This is a genomic window from Desulforamulus ruminis DSM 2154, from assembly GCF_000215085.1.
Taxonomy (GTDB): domain Bacteria; phylum Bacillota; class Desulfotomaculia; order Desulfotomaculales; family Desulfotomaculaceae; genus Desulfotomaculum; species Desulfotomaculum ruminis.
This window is the reverse complement of record NC_015589.1, coordinates 2,637,322-2,657,164: the sequence shown is the minus strand read 5'-3', so window position 1 is coordinate 2,657,164 and position 19,843 is coordinate 2,637,322. Positions and strand designations below refer to the sequence as shown.

The 19,843-nt window shown below is 45.6% G+C and carries 15 protein-coding genes; 8 read left to right on the top strand and 7 right to left on the bottom strand.

Going from position 1 to position 19,843, the window contains the following annotated elements; all coding sequences use genetic code 11:
• Nucleotides 1–128: 128 nt before the first annotated feature.
• From nrfD to DESRU_RS13170, 4 genes are all read right to left on the bottom strand, one after another.
• Nucleotides 129–1,259 (bottom strand): NrfD/PsrC family molybdoenzyme membrane anchor subunit, encoded by a 1,131-nt coding sequence (gene nrfD / locus DESRU_RS13185; RefSeq protein WP_013842585.1) that lies wholly within the window; start codon nt 1,257–1,259, stop codon nt 129–131.
• A 49-nt stretch (nt 1,260–1,308) separates the two neighbouring features.
• Nucleotides 1,309–2,094, bottom strand: coding sequence for a 4Fe-4S dicluster domain-containing protein (locus tag DESRU_RS13180; protein WP_013842584.1), 786 nt, complete (start codon nt 2,092–2,094; stop codon nt 1,309–1,311).
• Nucleotides 2,095–2,111: 17 nt separating this feature from the next.
• Nucleotides 2,112–3,677, bottom strand: a complete 1,566-nt coding sequence (locus tag DESRU_RS13175; RefSeq protein WP_013842583.1) for a [FeFe] hydrogenase, group A — start codon at nt 3,675–3,677, stop codon at nt 2,112–2,114.
• 505 nt (nt 3,678–4,182) lie between these two features.
• Nucleotides 4,183–5,079: a LysR family transcriptional regulator gene (locus DESRU_RS13170; protein WP_013842582.1), complete on the bottom strand. Its 897-nt coding sequence runs from the start codon at nt 5,077–5,079 to the stop codon at nt 4,183–4,185.
• A gap of 162 nt (nt 5,080–5,241) precedes the next feature.
• Between DESRU_RS13170 and DESRU_RS13165 the strand changes: the two genes are divergently transcribed.
• From DESRU_RS13165 to DESRU_RS13155, 3 genes are all read left to right on the top strand, one after another.
• Nucleotides 5,242–5,943, top strand: a complete 702-nt coding sequence (locus DESRU_RS13165; protein ID WP_049786754.1) for an O-methyltransferase — start codon at nt 5,242–5,244, stop codon at nt 5,941–5,943.
• A 734-nt stretch (nt 5,944–6,677) separates the two neighbouring features.
• On the top strand, nt 6,678–7,589 hold the full coding sequence (locus DESRU_RS13160) for a respiratory nitrate reductase subunit gamma (protein ID WP_013842580.1): 912 nt from the start codon (nt 6,678–6,680) through the stop codon (nt 7,587–7,589).
• A 30-nt stretch (nt 7,590–7,619) separates the two neighbouring features.
• The gene (locus tag DESRU_RS13155; RefSeq protein ID WP_013842579.1) at nt 7,620–9,248 is read left to right on the top strand and encodes a (Fe-S)-binding protein; all 1,629 of its coding nucleotides are present in this window, start codon (nt 7,620–7,622) and stop codon (nt 9,246–9,248) included.
• A 47-nt stretch (nt 9,249–9,295) separates the two neighbouring features.
• On the opposite strand, the gene DESRU_RS13150 is transcribed toward DESRU_RS13155, so the two are convergent.
• The 3 genes from DESRU_RS13150 to DESRU_RS13140 form a co-directional block, all read right to left on the bottom strand.
• Nucleotides 9,296–10,507, bottom strand: a complete 1,212-nt coding sequence (locus DESRU_RS13150; protein WP_013842578.1) for a DUF4365 domain-containing protein — start codon at nt 10,505–10,507, stop codon at nt 9,296–9,298.
• A gap of 263 nt (nt 10,508–10,770) precedes the next feature.
• The gene (locus DESRU_RS13145) at nt 10,771–11,424 is read right to left on the bottom strand and encodes an undecaprenyl diphosphate synthase family protein (RefSeq protein WP_013842577.1); all 654 of its coding nucleotides are present in this window, start codon (nt 11,422–11,424) and stop codon (nt 10,771–10,773) included.
• A 99-nt stretch (nt 11,425–11,523) separates the two neighbouring features.
• On the bottom strand, nt 11,524–12,621 hold the full coding sequence (locus tag DESRU_RS13140; protein ID WP_013842576.1) for an HD-GYP domain-containing protein: 1,098 nt from the start codon (nt 12,619–12,621) through the stop codon (nt 11,524–11,526).
• 268 nt (nt 12,622–12,889) lie between these two features.
• Here DESRU_RS13140 and DESRU_RS13135 point away from each other — a divergent pair, with 268 nt between their 5' ends.
• The 5 genes from DESRU_RS13135 to glgB all read left to right on the top strand — a co-directional run bounded on the left by DESRU_RS13135 (nt 12,890) and on the right by glgB (nt 19,800).
• A complete protein-coding gene (locus tag DESRU_RS13135; RefSeq protein WP_013842575.1) occupies nt 12,890–14,266 on the top strand; it encodes a methyl-accepting chemotaxis protein in 1,377 nt (458 codons plus the stop codon).
• A 519-nt stretch (nt 14,267–14,785) separates the two neighbouring features.
• Nucleotides 14,786–16,276, top strand: coding sequence for a putative sulfate exporter family transporter (locus tag DESRU_RS13130; protein WP_013842574.1), 1,491 nt, complete (start codon nt 14,786–14,788; stop codon nt 16,274–16,276).
• 22 nt (nt 16,277–16,298) lie between these two features.
• Nucleotides 16,299–16,466, top strand: a complete 168-nt coding sequence (locus DESRU_RS20900) for a hypothetical protein (RefSeq protein ID WP_013842573.1) — start codon at nt 16,299–16,301, stop codon at nt 16,464–16,466.
• Between the two features lie 390 nt (nt 16,467–16,856).
• A complete protein-coding gene (pheA, locus tag DESRU_RS13125; RefSeq protein WP_013842572.1) occupies nt 16,857–17,696 on the top strand; it encodes a prephenate dehydratase in 840 nt (279 codons plus the stop codon).
• A 154-nt stretch (nt 17,697–17,850) separates the two neighbouring features.
• Entirely contained in the window at nt 17,851–19,800 is a 1,950-nt protein-coding gene (glgB, locus tag DESRU_RS13120) for a 1,4-alpha-glucan branching protein GlgB (RefSeq protein ID WP_013842571.1), read from the top strand.
• Nucleotides 19,801–19,843 lie beyond the last annotated feature (43 nt).

Genomic DNA, 19,843 nt, shown 5'->3' with positions numbered 1-19,843 from the left:
TATAAAATCCGCGAGAATCCGTGGAAATCCGCAAAATCCGCGTTCTATTTTTTATTTTTGGGAAATGAAGGGCGCGCAATCCAACCATCCGGTTTTTTTGCAGCAACCCTCCTTGTATTTCTTAAAGATTAAGCGGTTTTGTGCTGATCGTCGTGGTCAAGAATCTTAAAGTTTTCCACAATGAAGCAGTAAGCCAAGACACCGATGGAGACCAGGCCGATGCTTACAAACCATTCCCACACAGAGGGGAAGTAGGAGCCGCCGGAGGCGCCGGACATGCCGGTGAACACAACATTCATACGGTTTAAGATCAAGCCGCCGCTGACCAGTAAACCATAGATGAAGAGGCCGGAACGGGAGGCGCTCATACTGCTGAAAACAATGATGATGGGGATGATAACCCCTGCCACCAGTTCAAGCAGGAACAGGTTGCCTTCCAGGTTTCCGGCAAAGACCAGATTCCATACATTGCGGTTGGATAAATCGAAGATCTTCAGAATTAAATAGAGGATCATGAAATACCCGCCAATTCTGGCCAGTCCCCGGATAACATCAATGGGTACCTTATGCTTATAGGCATTGCCCGCCAGGGTTGTTTCCACAGCAATCATGGCCGGACCCACAAAGAAGGACGAAATCAGGAAGAAATAAGGAATCAGCGTAGACCACCAGAGGGGGTACAATTTGTCGACAGCAATGAGATAGAGACCCCCCAGGGAAGACTGGTGCAGGGTGGGGAAGATAATTCCCACAATGAGCAGTACCGGCATGGCTTTTCTAAAGAGATTATTCCATTTGATGCCGACCCGCTCGGTGAAGATTTCTCCAAACTCCAGCACTTGGATGGTGGTATAGCAGGATACGCACCAGAAAACTTCAAAAAGTACCGAAGTGTGTCCCCAGGATACAAAGGGACGCCAGAAATTGAACCACTGGCCGATATCCAGGAACAGACCGGCCATGACCAGCAGGTAGCCCAGCAGTGAAGTCAGCATGGCGCTGCGAGCGATGGCATGGAAATGGTCCCGGTGTAATACATGAACAATAATTGCGGTAAAATAGCCGCCGCCGGCCAAAGCAACGCCGGTCAGGACGTCAAAGCCGATCCACAAACCCCAGGGCCACTCGTCATTTAAATTAGTAACCAGGCCCAGGCCGGTGGCCAGACGGAAAATGGAGATAGCCACTGCCAGTGCGGCCAAAAGAATCAATAATTTTCTTATGGGAGTTAGTTTAAAACTCCAACCTTGATTGGCCATTGCGTTCCCCCCTATAGGTTTTTTAATAGGTATCAAAGAGAAGATCCAATTATAGTTTAACGTTTTTATTTGAGTCTTTGGCTATTTCATTACGTCGTTTGGTGTAATGATAAAGTCCGGTTAAAATGACACCCCAACTGACGGCTACAATGGGTGTGTACTTCAAGAAGTTATGAGAATAGGTAGGCAGAGGGATAGTGCCCAGATTTACGTTAAAGCCCAGTGTGGCGAAGGGAACATCAGAGATATACAGCCAAGAAGTGCCTCCAGCCTGGTTTTCCCCATAGACTTCTTTTATATATCTATTATCTTGAATAATAGCAGACTTTGCGGCTTTAAGCATTTCATCCCGCTCACCAAAGGTAAACACGCCGGCAGGGCAGACGGAAACGCAGGCAGGGGCTTCACCCTTGGCCACCTTGGTAGAGCACATCTGGCATTTAGAGACCAGGGGGAAGGTTTTCTCCCATTCATATTTGGGAATGTTAAAGGGACAGGCAATCATGCAGTAACGGCAGCCAACGCACAAATGAGGATAATAGACCACCGGGCCCTCGGGAGTTTTTTGCAAGGCCTTGGCAAAACAAGCTGAGGCGCAGGCAGGTTCCTGACAGTGCAGGCACTGCTGTTTTACAAAACGCCAGACGGGTTTACCCTCCTGAGAAGCCACTTGATTAAAATGAACCACCGTCCAGTTTTTGTCCGATAACTTGGCTTTATCGCCAAGGGTAGGGTTTTTGTCATCGTATTCTAAATCGTTCCAGAGTTTGCAGGCTACTGTACAACTGCCGCAGCCCACACACTTGGTAAGATCAACCAATACACCTTTTGCCATTTATTTCACCTCCGAAATTAAACTTGCTTTTTAACGGTTAGGGTATCGCCGCGATCGGTATACTCGGTGTGCAGCAGTTCTTCGGCCAAATGGCTCATAGGCTGCTCCAGGTAATTCTTATACAACTGCAGAACCTCGCTATTTTCATGGCTCAGGCGCTTTTTGTACATTTTGGCGTCCATGGTGTACAGGCTGTTTAGACGGGCTTGGCGTACCTGGTCAGAGGGAGGCAATGATGTTCGGGGTTGACCGCCGCCGCCGATGCAGCCGCCAGGACAGCTCATAAACTCAATAAAATGATAACGGGGTGGATTGCCCTGTTTCAAATCGACCCGCAGTTGATCCAGAATTTTACGGGCATTGCTAAGGCCGGAACAAATGGCTACATTGACCTGACCCACGCCGGGAATTTCCAGGGAAGCCTCTTTAACGCCATTCAAGCCTCGAACGGGAGTCAGGTTCAATAACGCGTCCGGAGGATTTTGCTTGGTAATCAGGAAGTAGGCGGAGCGGACGGCCGCTTCCATGACGCCGCCGGTGGTGCCGAAGATAACCGCGGCTCCGGTGCCTTCGCCCAGGATGGAATCATATTGAGCGTCTTCCAGCTTGGTCAGGTCGATGCCTTTGGACTTAATTAACCGGGCCAATTCGCGGGTGGTTAATACAATATCAACGTCCCTGATCTGGGGCTTGCCGATTTTATGGCCGGCATCGTTCATTTCCGGGCGCTGACATTCATACTTCTTGGCCGTACACGGCATGATGGAAACAGAAACAATCTTTTCCGGGTCAAGCCCCTTTTGCTCGGCATAATACGTCTTAACCACCGCGCCCAGCATTTGCTGGGGAGACTTGGCTGAAGACATGTGTCCCAGCAGGTCCGGGTAAAAATATTCACAGAATTTAACCCAGCCGGGGCTGCAGGAGGTAAACTGGGGCAGAGGATGATCTAACTCGCCGGTTACCCGTTTGACCAGCTCGGTGCCTTCTTCCATAATGGTCAGATCTGCAGAAAAATTAGTATCAAAAACCCCATCAAAGCCTAGTTTTTTAAGGGCGGCAACCTGTTTGCCCTCTACAATGCTGCCTGCCGGCATACCAAACTCCTCACCCAGGGCAACCCGGGTGGCCGGGGCGGTTTGTACCACTACGTGTACATTTTCGTCCTCCAGGGCTTTGACCACCTTATCAATATCGTCCACTTCAGTGATGGCCGCAGTGGGGCACCACAGTGTGCACTGGCCGCAGTTTACACAGGTGATGTCGTCTTTAATGGGAGTCTCATAATAGCCATAAACCGTTTGGATCCTTTCACAGGCCTCAATGCATTGGCCGCAGAGGATGCATTTTTGATCATCCCGGGTGATGGAAGGATTGTTGGGATCAATAGGAATGCGGCCCTTCACTTGTACGGGCCAGGAACTGGCTACCTGATACTGCTGGGGCAGCCATCCTTTGCCTCCGGCTTGATCCGTACTGCAGCCGGTAATGGTTGCGGCCACACCGGCTAATCCGACTCCCCCAAGCATCTTGAGGAAACCACGCCGGGTTACGGGTTTTGGCGTTGTCGTGCGGTTTTCCATGAACTTTCCTCCTTTGTGTTTTTTATGGAAAAAATAAAAATAAGGCAAAATTTAAAATCTTTTTTATTTATATGTATTAAAGAAGAAACAAAAATAGGCCAGGCTGTGCGGAAAACACATGGCTGGCCCAAGCATGTAAGTTCCTTCCGCACCTTTGCCATGAAGTCACTTTAGTAAGCCCGGTGATTAGGATAAATGTGTTGTTTGAGAAAAAGAATACAATCATCAATTAGTTATTCTTCGGAATATTAGTAATTCCTTCACTAATTGAAATTTTTTGAACATTTTTTTCAATCGTATTTTATGCTTATAAAGGCAGCAATAAAATGTGAAAGACAACCCCTTCCGGATCACCTTGTTTTAATTGACAGGCCTTAATCATAAGGAAAAATAAAAAATCTACCCAAGAGTTAGAGGCAGTCCTTTTGGGTAGATTAATTTTCTTATTGGCCATCCTAGGAACGGCATAACGTGATTGGCCCTTTTCTGCGGATTATTCAATAGTTTATTCCGTCTCCTGGGCATGAATAAAGGAAAGAAAGGTTTCACACGGAGGGGAGAGGTTGCGATCTTTCTTGAAGATCAATGAAAAATTCCGCACAATGGTTACATTGGCTATTTTGCAGACTTTTACCGTTTTTAGCTGAATCTCTTTGCTCACAGCCAGGGCCGATAAAATACTGGCGCCCAGTCCGGCTTCCACCGCGCCAATGACCGCCTGGGTATTTCCCATTTCCATGACCGTATTCAGTTCCGAAGGATCTAACCCGGCTGATTTCAAGCTATCTTCCATCACAACCCTGGTTCCGGAACCCGGTTCTCTTAATACAAAGGGCAGAGAGGACAATTCCTTCAGGGTTAAATTCTTTTTAATGGACAGAGGATGACTGTAGGGAAGCACAACCACCAATTCGTCTTTCATAAAGGACTTCCCGATTACATTTTCATTTTTTACAGGCCCCTCAATTAATCCCAGTTCCAGCTTCTCATCTAAAATGTGATCCACAATATGCCGGGTGTTGGTTACCTCCAGGTGGATGTTTACTCCCGGGTAATCGTGATTAAACATGGCCATCATTTTAGGCAGTACATTTTCCGCAATGGTATGGCTGGCTCCTAAAAATAAATCTCCGTGTATTTCACCCACCAGAGTGGCAATGTGTTGTTCCGAGCGCTCCAGTAAGGTTAATATTTCAGTGACGTAACCCATCAAGACTTCCCCAAAGCGGGTTAATTTTAATTTTTTACTGGAACGGTCAAATAATTTAGCGCCATAATGCTGTTCCAGCAGATAAATATTATGGTTTATGGTGGGTTGAGATAACTCCAGCAATTTTATGGCTTTGGCCATATTTTCCGTTTCAGCCAGGGTCTTAAATATTTTTAAATACATTAGATTCATAAATAAAACTCACCCGCCAGTAGAAAGTGACTTTAATATTTACAGATTTTAAAGGATATAACCGGTTTTTGTCTGACAGATTGCTGACAAAAGAAAGGTATTTAAAACAAAAGCGGGAATAACCGGCAGGGAATGTTTTTTAAAGTCATAAATTGGTATATAATGAGGATAAGAACTAATAGGGTAAGGCGGCAGGTGCTGGTGGGATTTGTGGTCCAGGATAAGGTTCGTGATTATATCCGAACCATTTTACCGGAAAGGGAAGAATTATTTTTAAATATGGAGCAGGAAGCCCGGGAAAAGATGGTGCCCATTGTTGAACCGGAGGTAGGGCATTTACTCTACTGGTTGGCTATGACCAAGGGCAGTGTTCGGGTCTTGGAGGTTGGTACCGCCATTGGTTATTCAACCCTGTGGTTGTCCAAAGCGGTTTTGCCACGGGGCGGGCGAATTACAACCATGGAAATCAACGGACCCCGGGCGGAGGCAGCAAAAAAAAATTTTAAAAAAGCCGGAGTCCATGAGCAAATTGAATTGATTTTTGGTGATGCCAGGGAACTTCTATACCAGCTCACCGGTCCTTATGATTTTATCTTTTTGGATGCAGCCAAGGGAAAATATGTGGAATTTCTGGATAAATGTGTCGATCTCCTGGAACCAGGAGGGGTGCTGGTGGCTGAAGATGTGTTCATGAGGGGAATGGTTATTTCCGGAGATATTGATAAGAGAAGAAATAAAACCGCTGTGGCCCGCTTAAGGAGCTATCTAAAAGCAGTGACGGAGCATCCGCTTTTAGAAACCGTTCTTATACCGTTGGGCGACGGGGTTTCCGTAAGCACAAAATGCAATTTGAGATTTAAATAAAAATGGTGTAAAATGTGTTTAAAAACCATTCAATCGTATAGAAACAATAATATTTTTATAAATAAATTATTTATAGTTTAAAATCAAAAGAAAATATTATAACTTCCTTTAGGATTCATACAAAAATGATTTGGAAATATATAGATTTTTAGAAATCATTATATAGATTGATAAATTTGTAACATATGGGATAGCAAGACACCAGGGCTAAATTTTTTTAATTTTTAAAAAATGAATTTTGCTTTTTCTGACAATCTAATGTTATGAATTAGCTTTAAGCCATCATAAACATATTTTAATATACCGGTTAATTGACTAGCTTTTAAATGAGTAAATTGTTAAAATGACGAATGGTAAAAATTTTTACTAATAAAATAATACAACCAATTATAAAAATGCTTTTCTCCTTTGGGTAACATAATATGTCATTTAACCCGGCCATTTAATATTGATTCGTCTACCGTTGTTGTCTATAATTACCCTTGAGTAATTATGGAATTATAAGAATTGCTGCTATTATTTTAATGAAGGGAAGGAGTGAAGGACTGGTCGGGCAATAACGATAATGGACATGCTTGACAGGCTGCGGGCTTCCTGCTACGACTCTTTCTTAAACTCTTATCCTTAATGATAGAATAGATAAAGCATGGAGTTTAAAGCATGGCAAGCGAACCTCTAAGCGGCAATTCCTTGGCTTTAATACCAAAACAAAGAAATTTAAGGAGGTATGTTGCTTGTTGCTGACGGTATTTATCTATGTTTCAATCCTCGCTTTTATAGGGTTATCGCTCTATAAAGCACGGCAGTATGCCAAAATGCCCATGCACGGCCGTTGGGAACTGTACCCTGTTCCCAAAGAACCCGGGGAAAAGGGGCATTACGGCGGTTCTTATTATGAAGACCTGGAATGGTGGAATAAACCCCGGAAAGTCTCTCATGCCGGCGAAATTATTGATATGCTTAAAGAGATGCTTTTCATTAAAAACCTGTTTATTAACCAGAGACGTCAATGGTGGTTTTCTTACGCGCTGCATCTGGGCATTTATTTATTAGGTTTATGGGCGATTTTATTAGTTGCAGGAGCTGCCACTGAGTTGTCCGGTGTTCCTATCACCACTGCGGACGGAATCAGCAGCAACCCCTGGGCTGGCTTTGTTTATTACGCAACGCTTATTTCCGGCGGAGCCGGAGCAATCCTACTGGCCTTTGGTTCCATCTGCCTGTTCTTTAAAAGATCCTTAAACAATACTTTTGTCAAATATACAACTCCCCAAGAATATTTTAATTTATTTTTCCTGTTTGCCGTGGTTGCATCCGGTATGGTTGTCTGGTCCGGAGATCCTGGTTTTAACTATGGCCGGGAAATTATCAAAAGCTTGCTGACTTTCTCACCGGTTCAAGCGGATTTTGCGCTGACCATTCACATTTTGCTGTTGGGCGCGGTGATGATTTACATTCCCCAAACCAAAATGAGCCACTATGTAGGCAAATATTTTGCCTTCCATAAAATCTTATGGGATAACGAACCGAACCTGAGAAACTCGGAAATGGAAAACACCATTAAAAAGGCCTTGAGCTACAAACCAAAAGCCTCCTGGTCTGCACCTCATATTAGCCCGGCACCCCCTTCACCGGAAAAGAAGTAAAATTTGTGAGATAGGAGGTAGGAATAATTTATGAGTAATCTGAGACCCCAAGATATAGGCAAGCCTTCTGAGCAGTTGGGTAAGATTGAACAACTAATGCCGCTGCCGGCACCCTATGATAAACCCGGCATGGAGCCGGATTTTAAGGCTCCAAAAGAATCCTGGAAAGAGGACTATTGCACCACCCTGGACGGTTTTGTGGGCAATGAAACCTTAGTCCGGCCTAAGACCAAAGAAGAAGAAGAGGAAATGGTCAAGAAGTTTTTGAGTGGTTTGGAAAAACTATTCTCCGATGAAACCAACAGAAACTATCTGCAGCCCTTCCTGCTGTCTTTTGAGTATTGCGCTAAGTGCAACACCTGTTCCGAAGCTTGTCACGTATTTAAAGCCAGCGGGGAACAGGAAATTTACAGACCCATCTTCCGCTCGGAAGTGCTTCGCAAGATTGCCAAGAAACACTTCAAAGGAGATGGCTTCTGGTCCAAGTTTAGCGGTGGGGACATTGATATTAATATCGAAACCATCATGCGCCTCGGTGAACTGGCCTATCGCTGCAATCTGTGCCGCCGTTGCGCCCAAACCTGTCCCTTGGGCCTGGACAATGGCTTGTTAACTAGAGAGATCAGAAAGCTGTTTAGTATGGAAATGGGTATTGCGCCCAAACCCTTGCATGAAAAAGGCTCCATGCTGCAGTTAAAAACCGGCTCCAGTACCGGTATTACCAAAGAGGCCTTCCTGGACATGATTGAGTTCCTGGAAGACGATCTTTACGAAAGAACCGGTAAAAAATATAAGATTCCTGTGGATAAAAAGGGAGCCGACATTCTTCTGACCCACAATGCCGGTGAATATATGGCCTGGCCCGAAAACCCCGCTGCCTTTGTGGTCCTTTTTGAGGAAGCCGGCCTGGACTGGACCCTGAGCAGTGACATGATCGGTTACGATAACGTGAACTACGGCTTGTTTTATGATGACGCCCAGAGCCGGAAGATTGGTCTGGCACAGATGAAAGCCGCTAAGGATCTGGGTGTAAGAAGAATTGTTGTGGGCGAGTGCGGCCATGCCCATAAAGCCGCAATGGTTAGTATTGACCGGGCTTTTGTAGGGGACGACAACATTCCCCGGGAAAGTTTCCTGCCTTTGCTGGCCGACATTATTAAAAAGGGAGTTTACAAGCTGGACCCCATGCGCAATAATTTCCCGGTCACCATGCACGATCCCTGCAACGTGGTCCGCATGATGGGGATTATGCAGCCCCAGCGTGACATTATTAAAGCAGTGGCTCCCCAGTTCAGGGAAATGTATCCCCATGGGGCGAAGAACTTCTGCTGTGGCGGCGGTAGTGGCTTTGCCATTATGAAGTCCTTTAACTTCCCTGAATTTAGAAACAAAGTAAGCAGCCGCATGAAATTTAAACAAATCCTGGAAGCCTTTAAGGGTGAAATGGAATTAGACATTCCTAAATATGTTGCGGCTCCCTGCTCAAACTGTAAAGGGGCCATTCGGGATATTCTGGAGTACTATCAAGCCACGGCCAAGTTTAACGTTCATTATGGCGGTTTAGTTGAGTTAGTAGTGAATGCCATGGTCATGTTTGACAAACCCTTCCTGGAGTTCCTGGATGAAGAGGAGTTTGCCGCACAGCACATTCATAAATAAATCAATGAACCATTTAAGGACACGCCTGGAATTCCAGGCGTGTTTTTTTATTGCAGAATGCGTCCCGGCGCCTCCACCAGGGAGGCCAGTTCATGAGCCAGAACAAGGAGGGTCTGGGCATAATCCAGCAGTGGAGAAGCCTGTTCCTGGCCAAAAGTTTTGCTGATATAAGGGATCGCAAATAAGTAGGTATCCGCCAGCCGTATCATCAGCATGCTGGTAGCAAAAATTTCGCCGTCATCCAGGGCGGAAGAAATGGCTGTGGTTAGTTCTCTCAAGGCTTTAAAATAACGCAGGTGTTCTTCCGGGCGGATGAGGCAATCAATGGACTGAAGTCTGCCCGTATCAAAAACCTTCATAAAGTACAAGAGGTAGTCATAGAAAGACATTTCGCCTATGGCCGTATGGCGAACCCCCAGGGTGGCATGGCGTCCGGAATGATCAAGGGCCTCCCGGATACAATAAAAGGCGGTCCGGTTTTCCTTCGGGTCAAGCAATTTAAGTTGTTGGGCATGTTCCAGGCTTTTCTGAATCAGGTTATCCGCATGGAAGGACAGCGTATCGTCCATTTCATCTTCCGAACAGGAATGACAGCCTTCTACAGAACATTCCGACTTTTGTCGAATTTGCTTTTTATATTGCTTCTCCATTTCCCTTTTTAGGGCCAGTTCCATCTGTCCGGGGGAATTGGTGTAGTTCTGAATTCTGCTGCTGATTTCACGGTAGGGAGTATGAAAATTTCTGAAATAAGTAAGTTCCAAAGTTTCCAGAAGATGAGTCCATAACAGAGGACCTGAGGTGGATAGTTGCTGGTCAAAAGGAATTTTAAGGGTGACGGTTTTTTTATTGCGCCAGCCCGGAGATGACACATCGAGGATATTATGTACATAATGCTGGGTTAAAAGCCAAAAAACCTGTTCTTTTTCCACATCAACCAGGGAAAGCAGTAAAGGTTTTTCCATTTCATCATAAAAACCAATTAACTGATCAACGGGCAAGGATAATTTTATCCAGTCATGATTGATTTGCAGATTGGTTGTACCTTTAATGCTTACACTGATAGCAACTCCCAAGGATTTATCCGGTTCAAAAATTTCAATATCGTAATGGTTATCCTGAATGGAACGGTTCTCCAAAAGAACCCAGGGAAAGGGCAGGGAATCAAAAAAAATTTTTTTGGCCTTTAGAAAGGTAGAGTTACCAATTCCATTGGCCAGAGGGGCTATGGGCGGTGCATTCCGTTCCATGGAAGCCATCATGGTGTACCTCCTCCTTTACAGGGCAGGTTTTTGAAAAGAGTGATAAATCTTCTGTTTTGGAAAATTCAGACGACAAGGCGGATTTTTATTTGCTTTTAGCTTGAATCCGTCATTTAAAAGCATAATTCCCGCAGCGGTGACATATTATGGAAACCACTATTTAACAGTTACGCTGGGATTAAATTTATAGTAACATGGCCGACCTATATTTTCAATGAATTTTTAATAAAAATTTAGCCAATAATTGAGTTTGCATAATTGACTTAACCGCCCAGGGTAATATCTTGCTCTTCATACCATTTTAGCGCTTCATAGAAATGCTTTTGTTCAAAGTCCGGCCAGAAATGGTCAACCACGTAAAAATCCGCATAGATGGATTGCACCGGTAAAAAACCACTGAGCCTTCTCCGACCGCCCCAGCGGATGATCAGATCAATTCGGGAAATATCGCTGGAAGCAATGGAATTGTGAATATCGCCGGATGAACCGCTGTTAAAGCCATGGGTTAAATCCCACTTCCAACCATAGTTTACCAGAAAATTTATTTTAATTAAACCTTGTCCAAAGACTTTGCGGGTGGTAAAGGGAAGCAGTTCTTCGGGAAACTGTGGGGAATTGGTATTGCCAATGACTAATAAAGAGGCGTCACGGTTGGCCAAAGTCATAACCGCATCCACACAGGCCTTTTGAAAAGCTTGTTTTTGAACAGAGGGACGTTTGGTGTTATCCTGGGTAAAGCCATAAAAGGTTAACTCCGGTATTCCCAGTTCCAGACAGGTTTCGTAGAGCATAAAACCGGGGTTAATTCCATGGGCATAGCCCTGCTCCTTCAGTAACCCCTGGGCCTGGGCCCATCTTCTGTTGCCGTCCGGTATAACGCCAATGTGTTTGGGAAGTCGTTTAAATTTAGAAGTCATGATTTTCTCCTAGATTATGAGTCAGATAAAAATAATATTTACATTTAGTGGGATTTATATACTCTAAAATCCAGGCTGGCAAAAACAAAATTCCCTGGTTTACTGGCCTACCAGGGAACGAATTTCTTCTTCATTTAAAACTTTTACGATGCTTAAGCCCACGGTTTTGGATAAAGATATTTCTTTGAACAAGGGGAGGGGCCGACGATGCCGGTCGTATAAAATTCGCACATCCGGAAACCGGGAGAGCCCCCGGGGCGTATCCTTTACCACCGCAAATTCCCCTGTATTCAGTTCCACCAGTGACCCGCTGGGATAGGCCGCAATATTTTGGAGAAAGGCTTTCACAATATTGGCCTTAAACAGAAAATTACCCGATGCGGCACACATCTCATAGGCTTCATGGGCAGGGAAGGCTTTTCTGTAAATGCGGTTGGCTGTCAAGGCGTCAAATTTGTCTGCAATGCCAACAATCTGCGCCATCTCAAGGAAGGCTTCTCCGCTAATGCCCTGAGGATACCCGGAACCGTCATAACATTCATGGTGCTGCAGAGCAATCACCGCCGTTGTTGCATCAAAACCCTTGGCGGATTGGATGATTTCATAACCATATAAGGTGTGCTTTCTCATGATTTCATATTCTTCCGGAGTAAGGTTGGCCGGTTTGTTTAATATCCTATCCGGAATATTGACTTTGCCCAAATCATGCAACAAGGCGGCAATTCCCAGTAAAGCCAAGGCTTCACGGGAAAAATTCAGGGTGATGCCCACCATCAGGGATAAAATACAAACATTGACCGAATGGGCAAAGGTGTAGTCATCCTGAGTACGGAGATCGACTAAGTTTACCATCAGGGATTTGTTCGACAACAGTTGGTCGGTAAAATTTCGCACAGTGCTGTAGATGGCCTCCGGTTTAATCACCAGCCTTCCGGACTCCTTGGTTTCCAGCAAAATATTCTTTACTTGCTGGACTGCGGCCATCCGGGTTTCAAGGCTGACGGTATCGTCCACCACCATGTCGGTTAAAAGACCGTCATCAATATAAATATAAGGGATACCCATCTTTATGAGCGTATTAATGTACTTTGGCGTTAGAGTAACTCCTGCTTCCAGCAGGGTTTCTCCCATGCTGCTATAAATGGTCCTGCCGACCTTTTGACCGGGTTCCAAGGCAAAGATTCTTACCCTGCGCATGATAAATCTCCCCCAATCTCTTGGATCATAAAGATTCCAAGTATAAAATAAGGTAATGATAAACGATATAGACAATTTACCGTCTTTAGAGCAGGACGAAAAGCGAAAGTATACATGTATATATTAGCATGGAAGTATATCCTAGTTATGAATAATGTGTTAAAATTTACTGAACTGATACAACGGCGTATCATCATTAGAACGGCAAAGATGCCTGTCTCCTTTTATTTAAGGAGGCAGGCTTATTTTTTCTATTAGGGGGTAAGTCATGACTGCGGTATCATTTTTGGCCGGGTTCCTGGCGGCGTCGCTGGTGGTGGGGATCATTGCCTATAGGAAGCTGGAAAAATGCAAAAGTGCATTAAGCCATATTGAAAGGGACATAAACCATTGGCAGCAGATTCAGTTTCCCATGGACTCCGGACCAACAGAAAACAAGCAGGAGTTTGCTGCTGTTTACGATCTGATTTTAAAAGCCAGATCTCTGGCCCAGGAAATACAGCTTTCCTCTCAACAGGTGCAGGCTGCCTCGGACCAGATGGCGGTATCCGTACAGGCCACATCGGATATTCACGGGGCCTTTGAGCATATGCAGGATTTAACCGGTGAATTGCAAGACACCGGAGATTTACTGGAGAAAGATTTTATAGAAAGTGAAGAGGCGGTTCAGGAAAGCAATCGGGCCATTGGCAAAGTGAACGGATTTATCTCAGAAATCACCGCCAGCCATGGCCTTTTAAGAGAACAGGTTAAAACCCTGCAGGAAGCGGTGGATCAAGTGCAGCAAATATCTGAAGCCATTGGCGGAATTTCCGAACAAACAAAGCTGCTGGCCTTAAATGCAGCCATTGAGGCCGCCCGGGCCGGAGAACACGGCCGGGGTTTTGGTGTGGTGGCCGAAGAAATTGGCAAACTTTCGGATCGAACGGCGGATGCCGTTAAACAAACCGCCAAGGTTTTAGATGAAATGAGCGGGGATGTAAAAGAAGTGGTTGGCAGTATCGGCAAGAGTATGGAAACTTCTACTTCAATGACAGAACAGGTTCACAATGTAGAGGATGTGTTTAAGGGCAGTTTTGCTTTAATTCAAAGGGTTAACGGTACGGTCAAAGAGACTTTTAAAGACGTAAATCAGGGGCTCCAAGAAATGTCCGCCCGGCTAAATGCCCGGAGCAAAGATCTGGAGGCCATTGTTCACACCGGGGAAATGATGGCGAAGCTGGCGGAGGAATTGAAAAAGGTGGTGGATAAAAATCCCTTGACTTATACCGTAGAGACTCAGACGGCCTCAAGGGTGGAGGAGGTGGGCAGGATGTTAAAGGAATGTGCCCAGGGAAGTGACATCAAAAGCATGGACGTTGAATTGCACAGGGGCGTTCTTTTGACACTGAAGGATCATAACCCGGACATAGAAGCCATTTGGTCCAATGATGCCGGCGGCAGGTTTGTTTACTCTGTTCCGGCGGCGGCTTTAGCCAATGCCAGAGTACGGGACTGGTGGCAGCGGGCCATGACGGGAGAATGCTATACTTCTCCGGTATATATATCCGCCATCACCAGGCAGCCCTGCCTCACGGTATCGGTGCCCATACGGATAGAAAATCAGGTTATTGGTGTCTTAGGAACGGACATTCGGCTGGTTTAAATTAAAGAATTGGGAGTGTGGCAAACTACTTTTTAAATATTACGCTAAAAGAACGGCAGAGAATAGAACGCGGATTGAACGGATAATACGGATTTACGCGGATTTTATTTAAAAATTAAAAAATCCGTGTGAATCAGTGGAAATCCGTAAAATCCGTGCTCTATTCTTTTTTAGTAAATAAGGAGCGTTGCATTAGAAGGCTTTCTAGGTCTTTCCGCATCAGCTCTTTTTTTGTTGGATCTTGAATCGAACAGAAAGGGTACCGGAGGCTTCCGGCCTGCAATAAAGTTTGGTGGGGGTCAAGTTTTTTTAATATAAGAGAGGGAGGCTTAATATGATTTAGTAAGTAATGACCCTCTTACTTTTTTTTCATAAATCAGCGTCGACATAATTCGCCCTTTCGGGCTAAGGAATTATTGTATAATATGATTGAATTATCAAAATATTTTAATAAAAGGGGGTGGGATATGAAGGAAAAGGCGAAGGGGATTTCCAAAAACCTAATAAGGAGGGGAAAAAATGATTGAAGAAGGTAAAGCTTCGGTATGCGGCAAGGTGCCAATGCTTAAAAATGAAGACTGGTGGGCTGTCTGGCTCGGTCTTTTTATCTTCTTACTAGGCCTTGGCCCGGTTTTTGGCAATGAACTGTTGGGATGGGTGGTTAAAAACAACGTTTGGACGGATATAAGCAAGTCCTTTGCTCCCATATCCAAGGCCTATGCGGAAAGTATGTCCGGCATCACATCATTGATTCTAACCTACCTCTTCTTGCTGGTTTTAACCAGCATTGGCGCCGCAGCCATGGGCGCCAACGTAAAAAGGTATATGGCCGGTTTTTCCATTATTTTTATCATAACCAATCTTTGCATGATTTTGGGGAACAATGCTTACATCGCCGCAACCCCCGATACCCAGACAAAATTAGGGATTTCATGGTCATTGGGCCTAGGGGAAATGGGCTTTATCCTAGCCATGATTGTGGGTCTAATTATTGGCAATTTTATGCCCGGTACGGCAAGATATTTGGAGGAAGCGGCAAAGCCCGAATGGTTCATTAAAACCGGCATTGTTATCCTTGGCGCGGCCATCGGGATCAAAACCGTGGGAGCCATGGGTTTGGCTACTACGGTCATCATCCGGGGACTTTGCGCGGTGGTTGAGGCCTATTTAATTTATTGGCCGGTAGTGTATTTTGTATCCCGGAAATATTTCAAATTTACTCCGGAGTGGGCCGCACCGTTGGCTTCCGGTATTTCCATTTGCGGGGTTTCCGCGGCCATTGCCACCGGGGGCGCCATTCGTTCCCGTCCCATTGTTCCGGTCATTCTGTCTGCCGTGATCATTGTTTTTGTAGCGGTGGAAATGTTAATTTTACCTTGGTTCGCCCAGGCTTTCCTCTATGAGGAGCCCATGGTTGCCGGCGCCTGGATGGGCCTGGCGGTAAAAAGCGACGGAGGCGCGGTGGCCAGCGGGGCTATTACGGATTCGCTGGTAAGGGCCAAGGTGGAAGCCACATCCGGTGTACAGTATGAAGAGGGCTGGATGCTAATGGCCGCCACCACCACAAAGATCTTTATTGATATCTTTATTGGCGTGTGGGCCTTTATTTTAGCCATTATCTGGTCTATTTACAGGCTTAATGAAAAAGGGGTGGCCGCAGCCCAGCGTTGTAAAATATCCGCCAAGGAGATTTGGGATCGCTTCCCCAAATTTGTCATTGGTTTTGCCCTGACTTTTTTTATCCTGTTATTTATCGGATTGTCGGACCCCAAACTGGTCAAGCTGGCTGAAGCAGGCTCTAATCAGGCCAATGCCCTGCGAACGGTCTTTTTTGCTTTATGCTTCTTCTCCATCGGTCTTATCACCAATGTTCGCAAGCTCTGGGATGCCGGCATGGGGCGCATCGTGGCGGTTTACACCGTATGCCTCTTTGGCTTCATTTTGTGGGTCGGTCTTTTCATTTCCTGGTTGTTCTATCACGGTATTATGCCGCCGGTAATTGGAGGATAAATAGGGTAAGGAGGGAAAGCACATGACGGAAGAAAAAGTTCGAGAAACAGATCAGGTGGTTGCAGCGCCGGCAAGCTATGAAGATGAATATTTTGAATTACAGCCCATTGAAAAGAAATTAATCAGCTATTCACTGCTGTTGGGCATTGCACTGCTCATTGTTTTTATCTTTGCTTTTGAGATATTTTAAGATAAAGCCGCCGGAGGCCAGGAAGTGAATTCATCTTGAATTATCAGCAGTGGCATGATAAAATACTTCCAATTCATATCAACATCGATGCAGGAGCAAAGTAGGTCGGACCCAGTTTTCCAGGGAGAAAACACCATAGACTGGGAGTGTTTTCAAACATGGCTGATTGAAGTTCTCTCCGAAGATGCCGGCTGAAACCCTTAGGGGTGGTAGGTCAGGCCGAACTCTTCCCCCGTTACAGGGAAGCGGGTATCGGATTTTATTTCCCGTACCTGTCAGAGGTGGGCACTTACGGGTGTCAACTAGGGTGGTAACGCGGCAAGCATAGCTTCTCGTCCCTTTCGGATGAGAGGCTTTTTTGTTTTATAAATTGAATTGGGAGGGATTGCGTTGAAGGGTATTGGCTATTTAGGGCCCGAGGGCACTTATTCGGAAAAAGCGGCCTTACTGTATGCGGGAGACCGCAAAGATTTACTGGCCCCTTGTTCCACACTGGAAGCGGTTTGTCAGGCGGTGGTCCAGGGGACATTAAACGCCGGCGTGCTTCCCCTGGAAAATTCCTGCGAAGGAACGGTGGTAAGGACTTTAGACCTGCTGGTTAGGAATGAAGCTCTGAGTATTACCGGTGAAATCATTGTTCCGGTTCAGCACCACTTACTGGCCAGGCCGGAAACAACCCTGGATCAAATCGGACTGGTTTTGTCCCATCCCCAGCCCTTGGCCCAGTGCAGCGAATTTTTATCCCAGCAGCTTCCCGGGGCCAAGCTGCAGGAAATGGTAAGTACTGCCGCGGCCGCCCGGGTTATCCGTGAATGCGGCTTGGGGGTGGCGGCCATCGGGAACGCCGAGGCCGGAATACGCTATAACCTGGTAAAGGTCTGCGAAAACATCCAGAATATGAAAAATAATTATACCCGGTTTGTTGTTGTCGGTAGAGAAAAACCGGGAGAAGCGGAGAAAAAACCGGCAGAGTACAAAATCTCCCTGCTGCTGCATATCCATGACCGGCAGGGGGCGTTGTATAATATTCTTAAAGAATTCGCCCGGGAAGGAATTAACCTGACGAAAATTGAATCCCGTCCTGCCAAAACCCGGCTGGGAGAATATATTTTCTTTATTGATCTGGATGGTCATTTAGAGAATCCGGCTGTTTACAGGGCCCTGAGGGAAGTTGATAAGCAAATTATAGCCCTCAGAATATTAGGGTGTTATCGCAAATTCAAGCATTAAAAATAAAGGACAAATGAGTCTTAAAATGCCGTGAAGAGGCGTGACAACTCGATATTCGCAGTGAAACTTTTTAATAAATCTATAGGAATTTTTTAGTAAATATAGTATGCTATAAATAAGATTAACAGGTAACGTGTGAAAAACGAAAAGGGGTATGATCTTTTATTATCCGCACCGGAATCCAATTCATAAGAAGGGTGGAATTGGTATAAGCTATCTTCCCCAAATACCCAGCGAGTATGATTTGTATTTATTTCACCAGGGAAATCACTTTAATATTTACCAAGTATTCGGTGCCCATCGGGTTGAAGCAGAAGGGGCGTCAGGAGTCCGGTTTACCCTTTGGGCTCCCAATGCCAGGGATGTACGGGTTGTTGGTAATTTTAACAAATGGCAGGGACAAGCTCATTGCATGAAAAAAATCGGGCAATCAGGAGTTTGGTCCCTTTTTATTCCCGGGTTGAAAGATGAGGAGCTTTACAAATACGAGATTCATACACCAAGGGGGGAGGTGTATTTAAAAGCAGATCCCTGCGGTTTTTTTGCCGAAAGCAGACCTTCAACGGCTTCCAAGATTTTTTCCCTGGCGGGTTATCCCTGGCAGGACGGATCTTGGCGGCAGGAGCAGTCCGCTTGTCCTGTTTATGAACGACCGGTCAATATTTACGAAGTTCATCTTGGTTCCTGGAGGAGAAAGAACGGCTGTTTTCTTTCTTACCGGGAACTGGCTCACCAATTAGTTGACTATGCACTGGGGATGGGATACACCCATATTGAACTGCTGCCGGTTATGGAGCATCCTTACGACGGTTCCTGGGGTTATCAAACCACCGGTTACTTTGCAGCCAGCAGCCGCTACGGGAATCCCCATGATTTTATGTATTTTGTGGATCAATGCCATCAAAAGGGTTTGGGTGTGATTTTAGACTGGGTACCCGGTCATTTCTGCCGGGATAGCCACGGGCTGATCAATTTTGACGGTACACCTCTTTATGAAGGCCCGGATTCCCTGCGGGCGGATAACCAGCAATGGGGGACCCGGAATTTTAATTTCAGTCAGCCGGAAGTGATCAGCTTTTTAATTTCCAACGCCTTGTTCTGGCTGGACCTGTACCATATCGACGGCTTGCGGGTGGATGCCGTGGCCTTTATGCTTTATTTGAACTTTGGCCGGGGGCCCGGTCAATGGGTCCCCAATGTTTACGGAGGCAGGGAGAACCTCGAGGCCATTGCTTTTATGAAAAAGCTGAACGAAGTGGTGTTTGATCGATTTCCTCAGGCACTGATGATTGCCGAAGAATCCACTGCCTGGCCCAGGGTCACGGGACCCACTTATCTGGGAGGACTGGGCTACAATTATAAATGGAATATGGGCTGGATGAATGACATTTTAAAATATATGGAAATGGACCCGGTTCACCGTAAGTGGGCCCATCAACAATTAACCTTTTCTTTTATGTATACCTACTCCGAAAATTTCATTCTTCCCCTTTCCCATGATGAGGTGGTGCACGGGAAAAAGTCATTGATCAATAAAATGCCTGGAGATTACTGGCAAAAATTTGCCAATTTAAGAACCCTGTACGGCTATATGATGGCCCATCCCGGGAAAAAATTGCTCTTTATGGGAGGGGAATTTGGACAGTTTTTAGAATGGCAGGAATACCAGAGCCTTGATTGGCATTTATTAGATTATGACCTGCACCAAAAGCTGCATTGCTATGTAAGGGAACTGAATCATTTTTATCAAAGGGAAAAAAGCCTCTGGCAGTTGGATCATCACGGCGAAGGGTTTCAATGGATTGATCCCCACAACAACAATCAAAGTATTATTACCTTTATGAGAAAGGCCAGGGATTTAAGGGATTTTACCATTATCCTCTGTAATTTTACTCCGGTCCTGCGGGAAGGATACCGCATCGGTGTGCCCCAGGGGGTTGCCTACCGGGAGGTCTTTAACAGTGATTGGGAAATTTATGGAGGGTCCGGACAGAATAACGGGATTTTACGGGCTGAGAAGATTTCCTGGCATAATCAACCCTTCTCCCTGGAAATGAAAATACCACCTTTAGCCGTTGTTTTTCTTAAACCAGCAGTACGGTAACAGGTGGTTTCGATTTATCGGACAGAAATTTAGGGTGCAACCA

Coding starts and splice junctions, on each gene's coding strand:
- glgB (WP_013842571.1), top strand. CDS start 17,851: ATGATCTTTTATTATCCGCACCGGAATCCAATTCATAAGAAGGGTGGA.
- DESRU_RS13165 (WP_049786754.1), top strand. CDS start 5,242: ATGAGGATAAGAACTAATAGGGTAAGGCGGCAGGTGCTGGTGGGATTT.
- DESRU_RS13180 (WP_013842584.1), bottom strand. CDS start 2,094: ATGGCAAAAGGTGTATTGGTTGATCTTACCAAGTGTGTGGGCTGCGGC.
- DESRU_RS13135 (WP_013842575.1), top strand. CDS start 12,890: ATGACTGCGGTATCATTTTTGGCCGGGTTCCTGGCGGCGTCGCTGGTG.
- DESRU_RS20900 (WP_013842573.1), top strand. CDS start 16,299: ATGACGGAAGAAAAAGTTCGAGAAACAGATCAGGTGGTTGCAGCGCCG.
- DESRU_RS13175 (WP_013842583.1), bottom strand. CDS start 3,677: ATGGAAAACCGCACGACAACGCCAAAACCCGTAACCCGGCGTGGTTTC.
- nrfD (WP_013842585.1), bottom strand. CDS start 1,259: ATGGCCAATCAAGGTTGGAGTTTTAAACTAACTCCCATAAGAAAATTA.
- DESRU_RS13170 (WP_013842582.1), bottom strand. CDS start 5,079: ATGAATCTAATGTATTTAAAAATATTTAAGACCCTGGCTGAAACGGAA.
- DESRU_RS13155 (WP_013842579.1), top strand. CDS start 7,620: ATGAGTAATCTGAGACCCCAAGATATAGGCAAGCCTTCTGAGCAGTTG.
- DESRU_RS13145 (WP_013842577.1), bottom strand. CDS start 11,424: ATGACTTCTAAATTTAAACGACTTCCCAAACACATTGGCGTTATACCG.
- DESRU_RS13150 (WP_013842578.1), bottom strand. CDS start 10,507: ATGATGGCTTCCATGGAACGGAATGCACCGCCCATAGCCCCTCTGGCC.
- DESRU_RS13140 (WP_013842576.1), bottom strand. CDS start 12,621: ATGCGCAGGGTAAGAATCTTTGCCTTGGAACCCGGTCAAAAGGTCGGC.
- DESRU_RS13130 (WP_013842574.1), top strand. CDS start 14,786: ATGATTGAAGAAGGTAAAGCTTCGGTATGCGGCAAGGTGCCAATGCTT.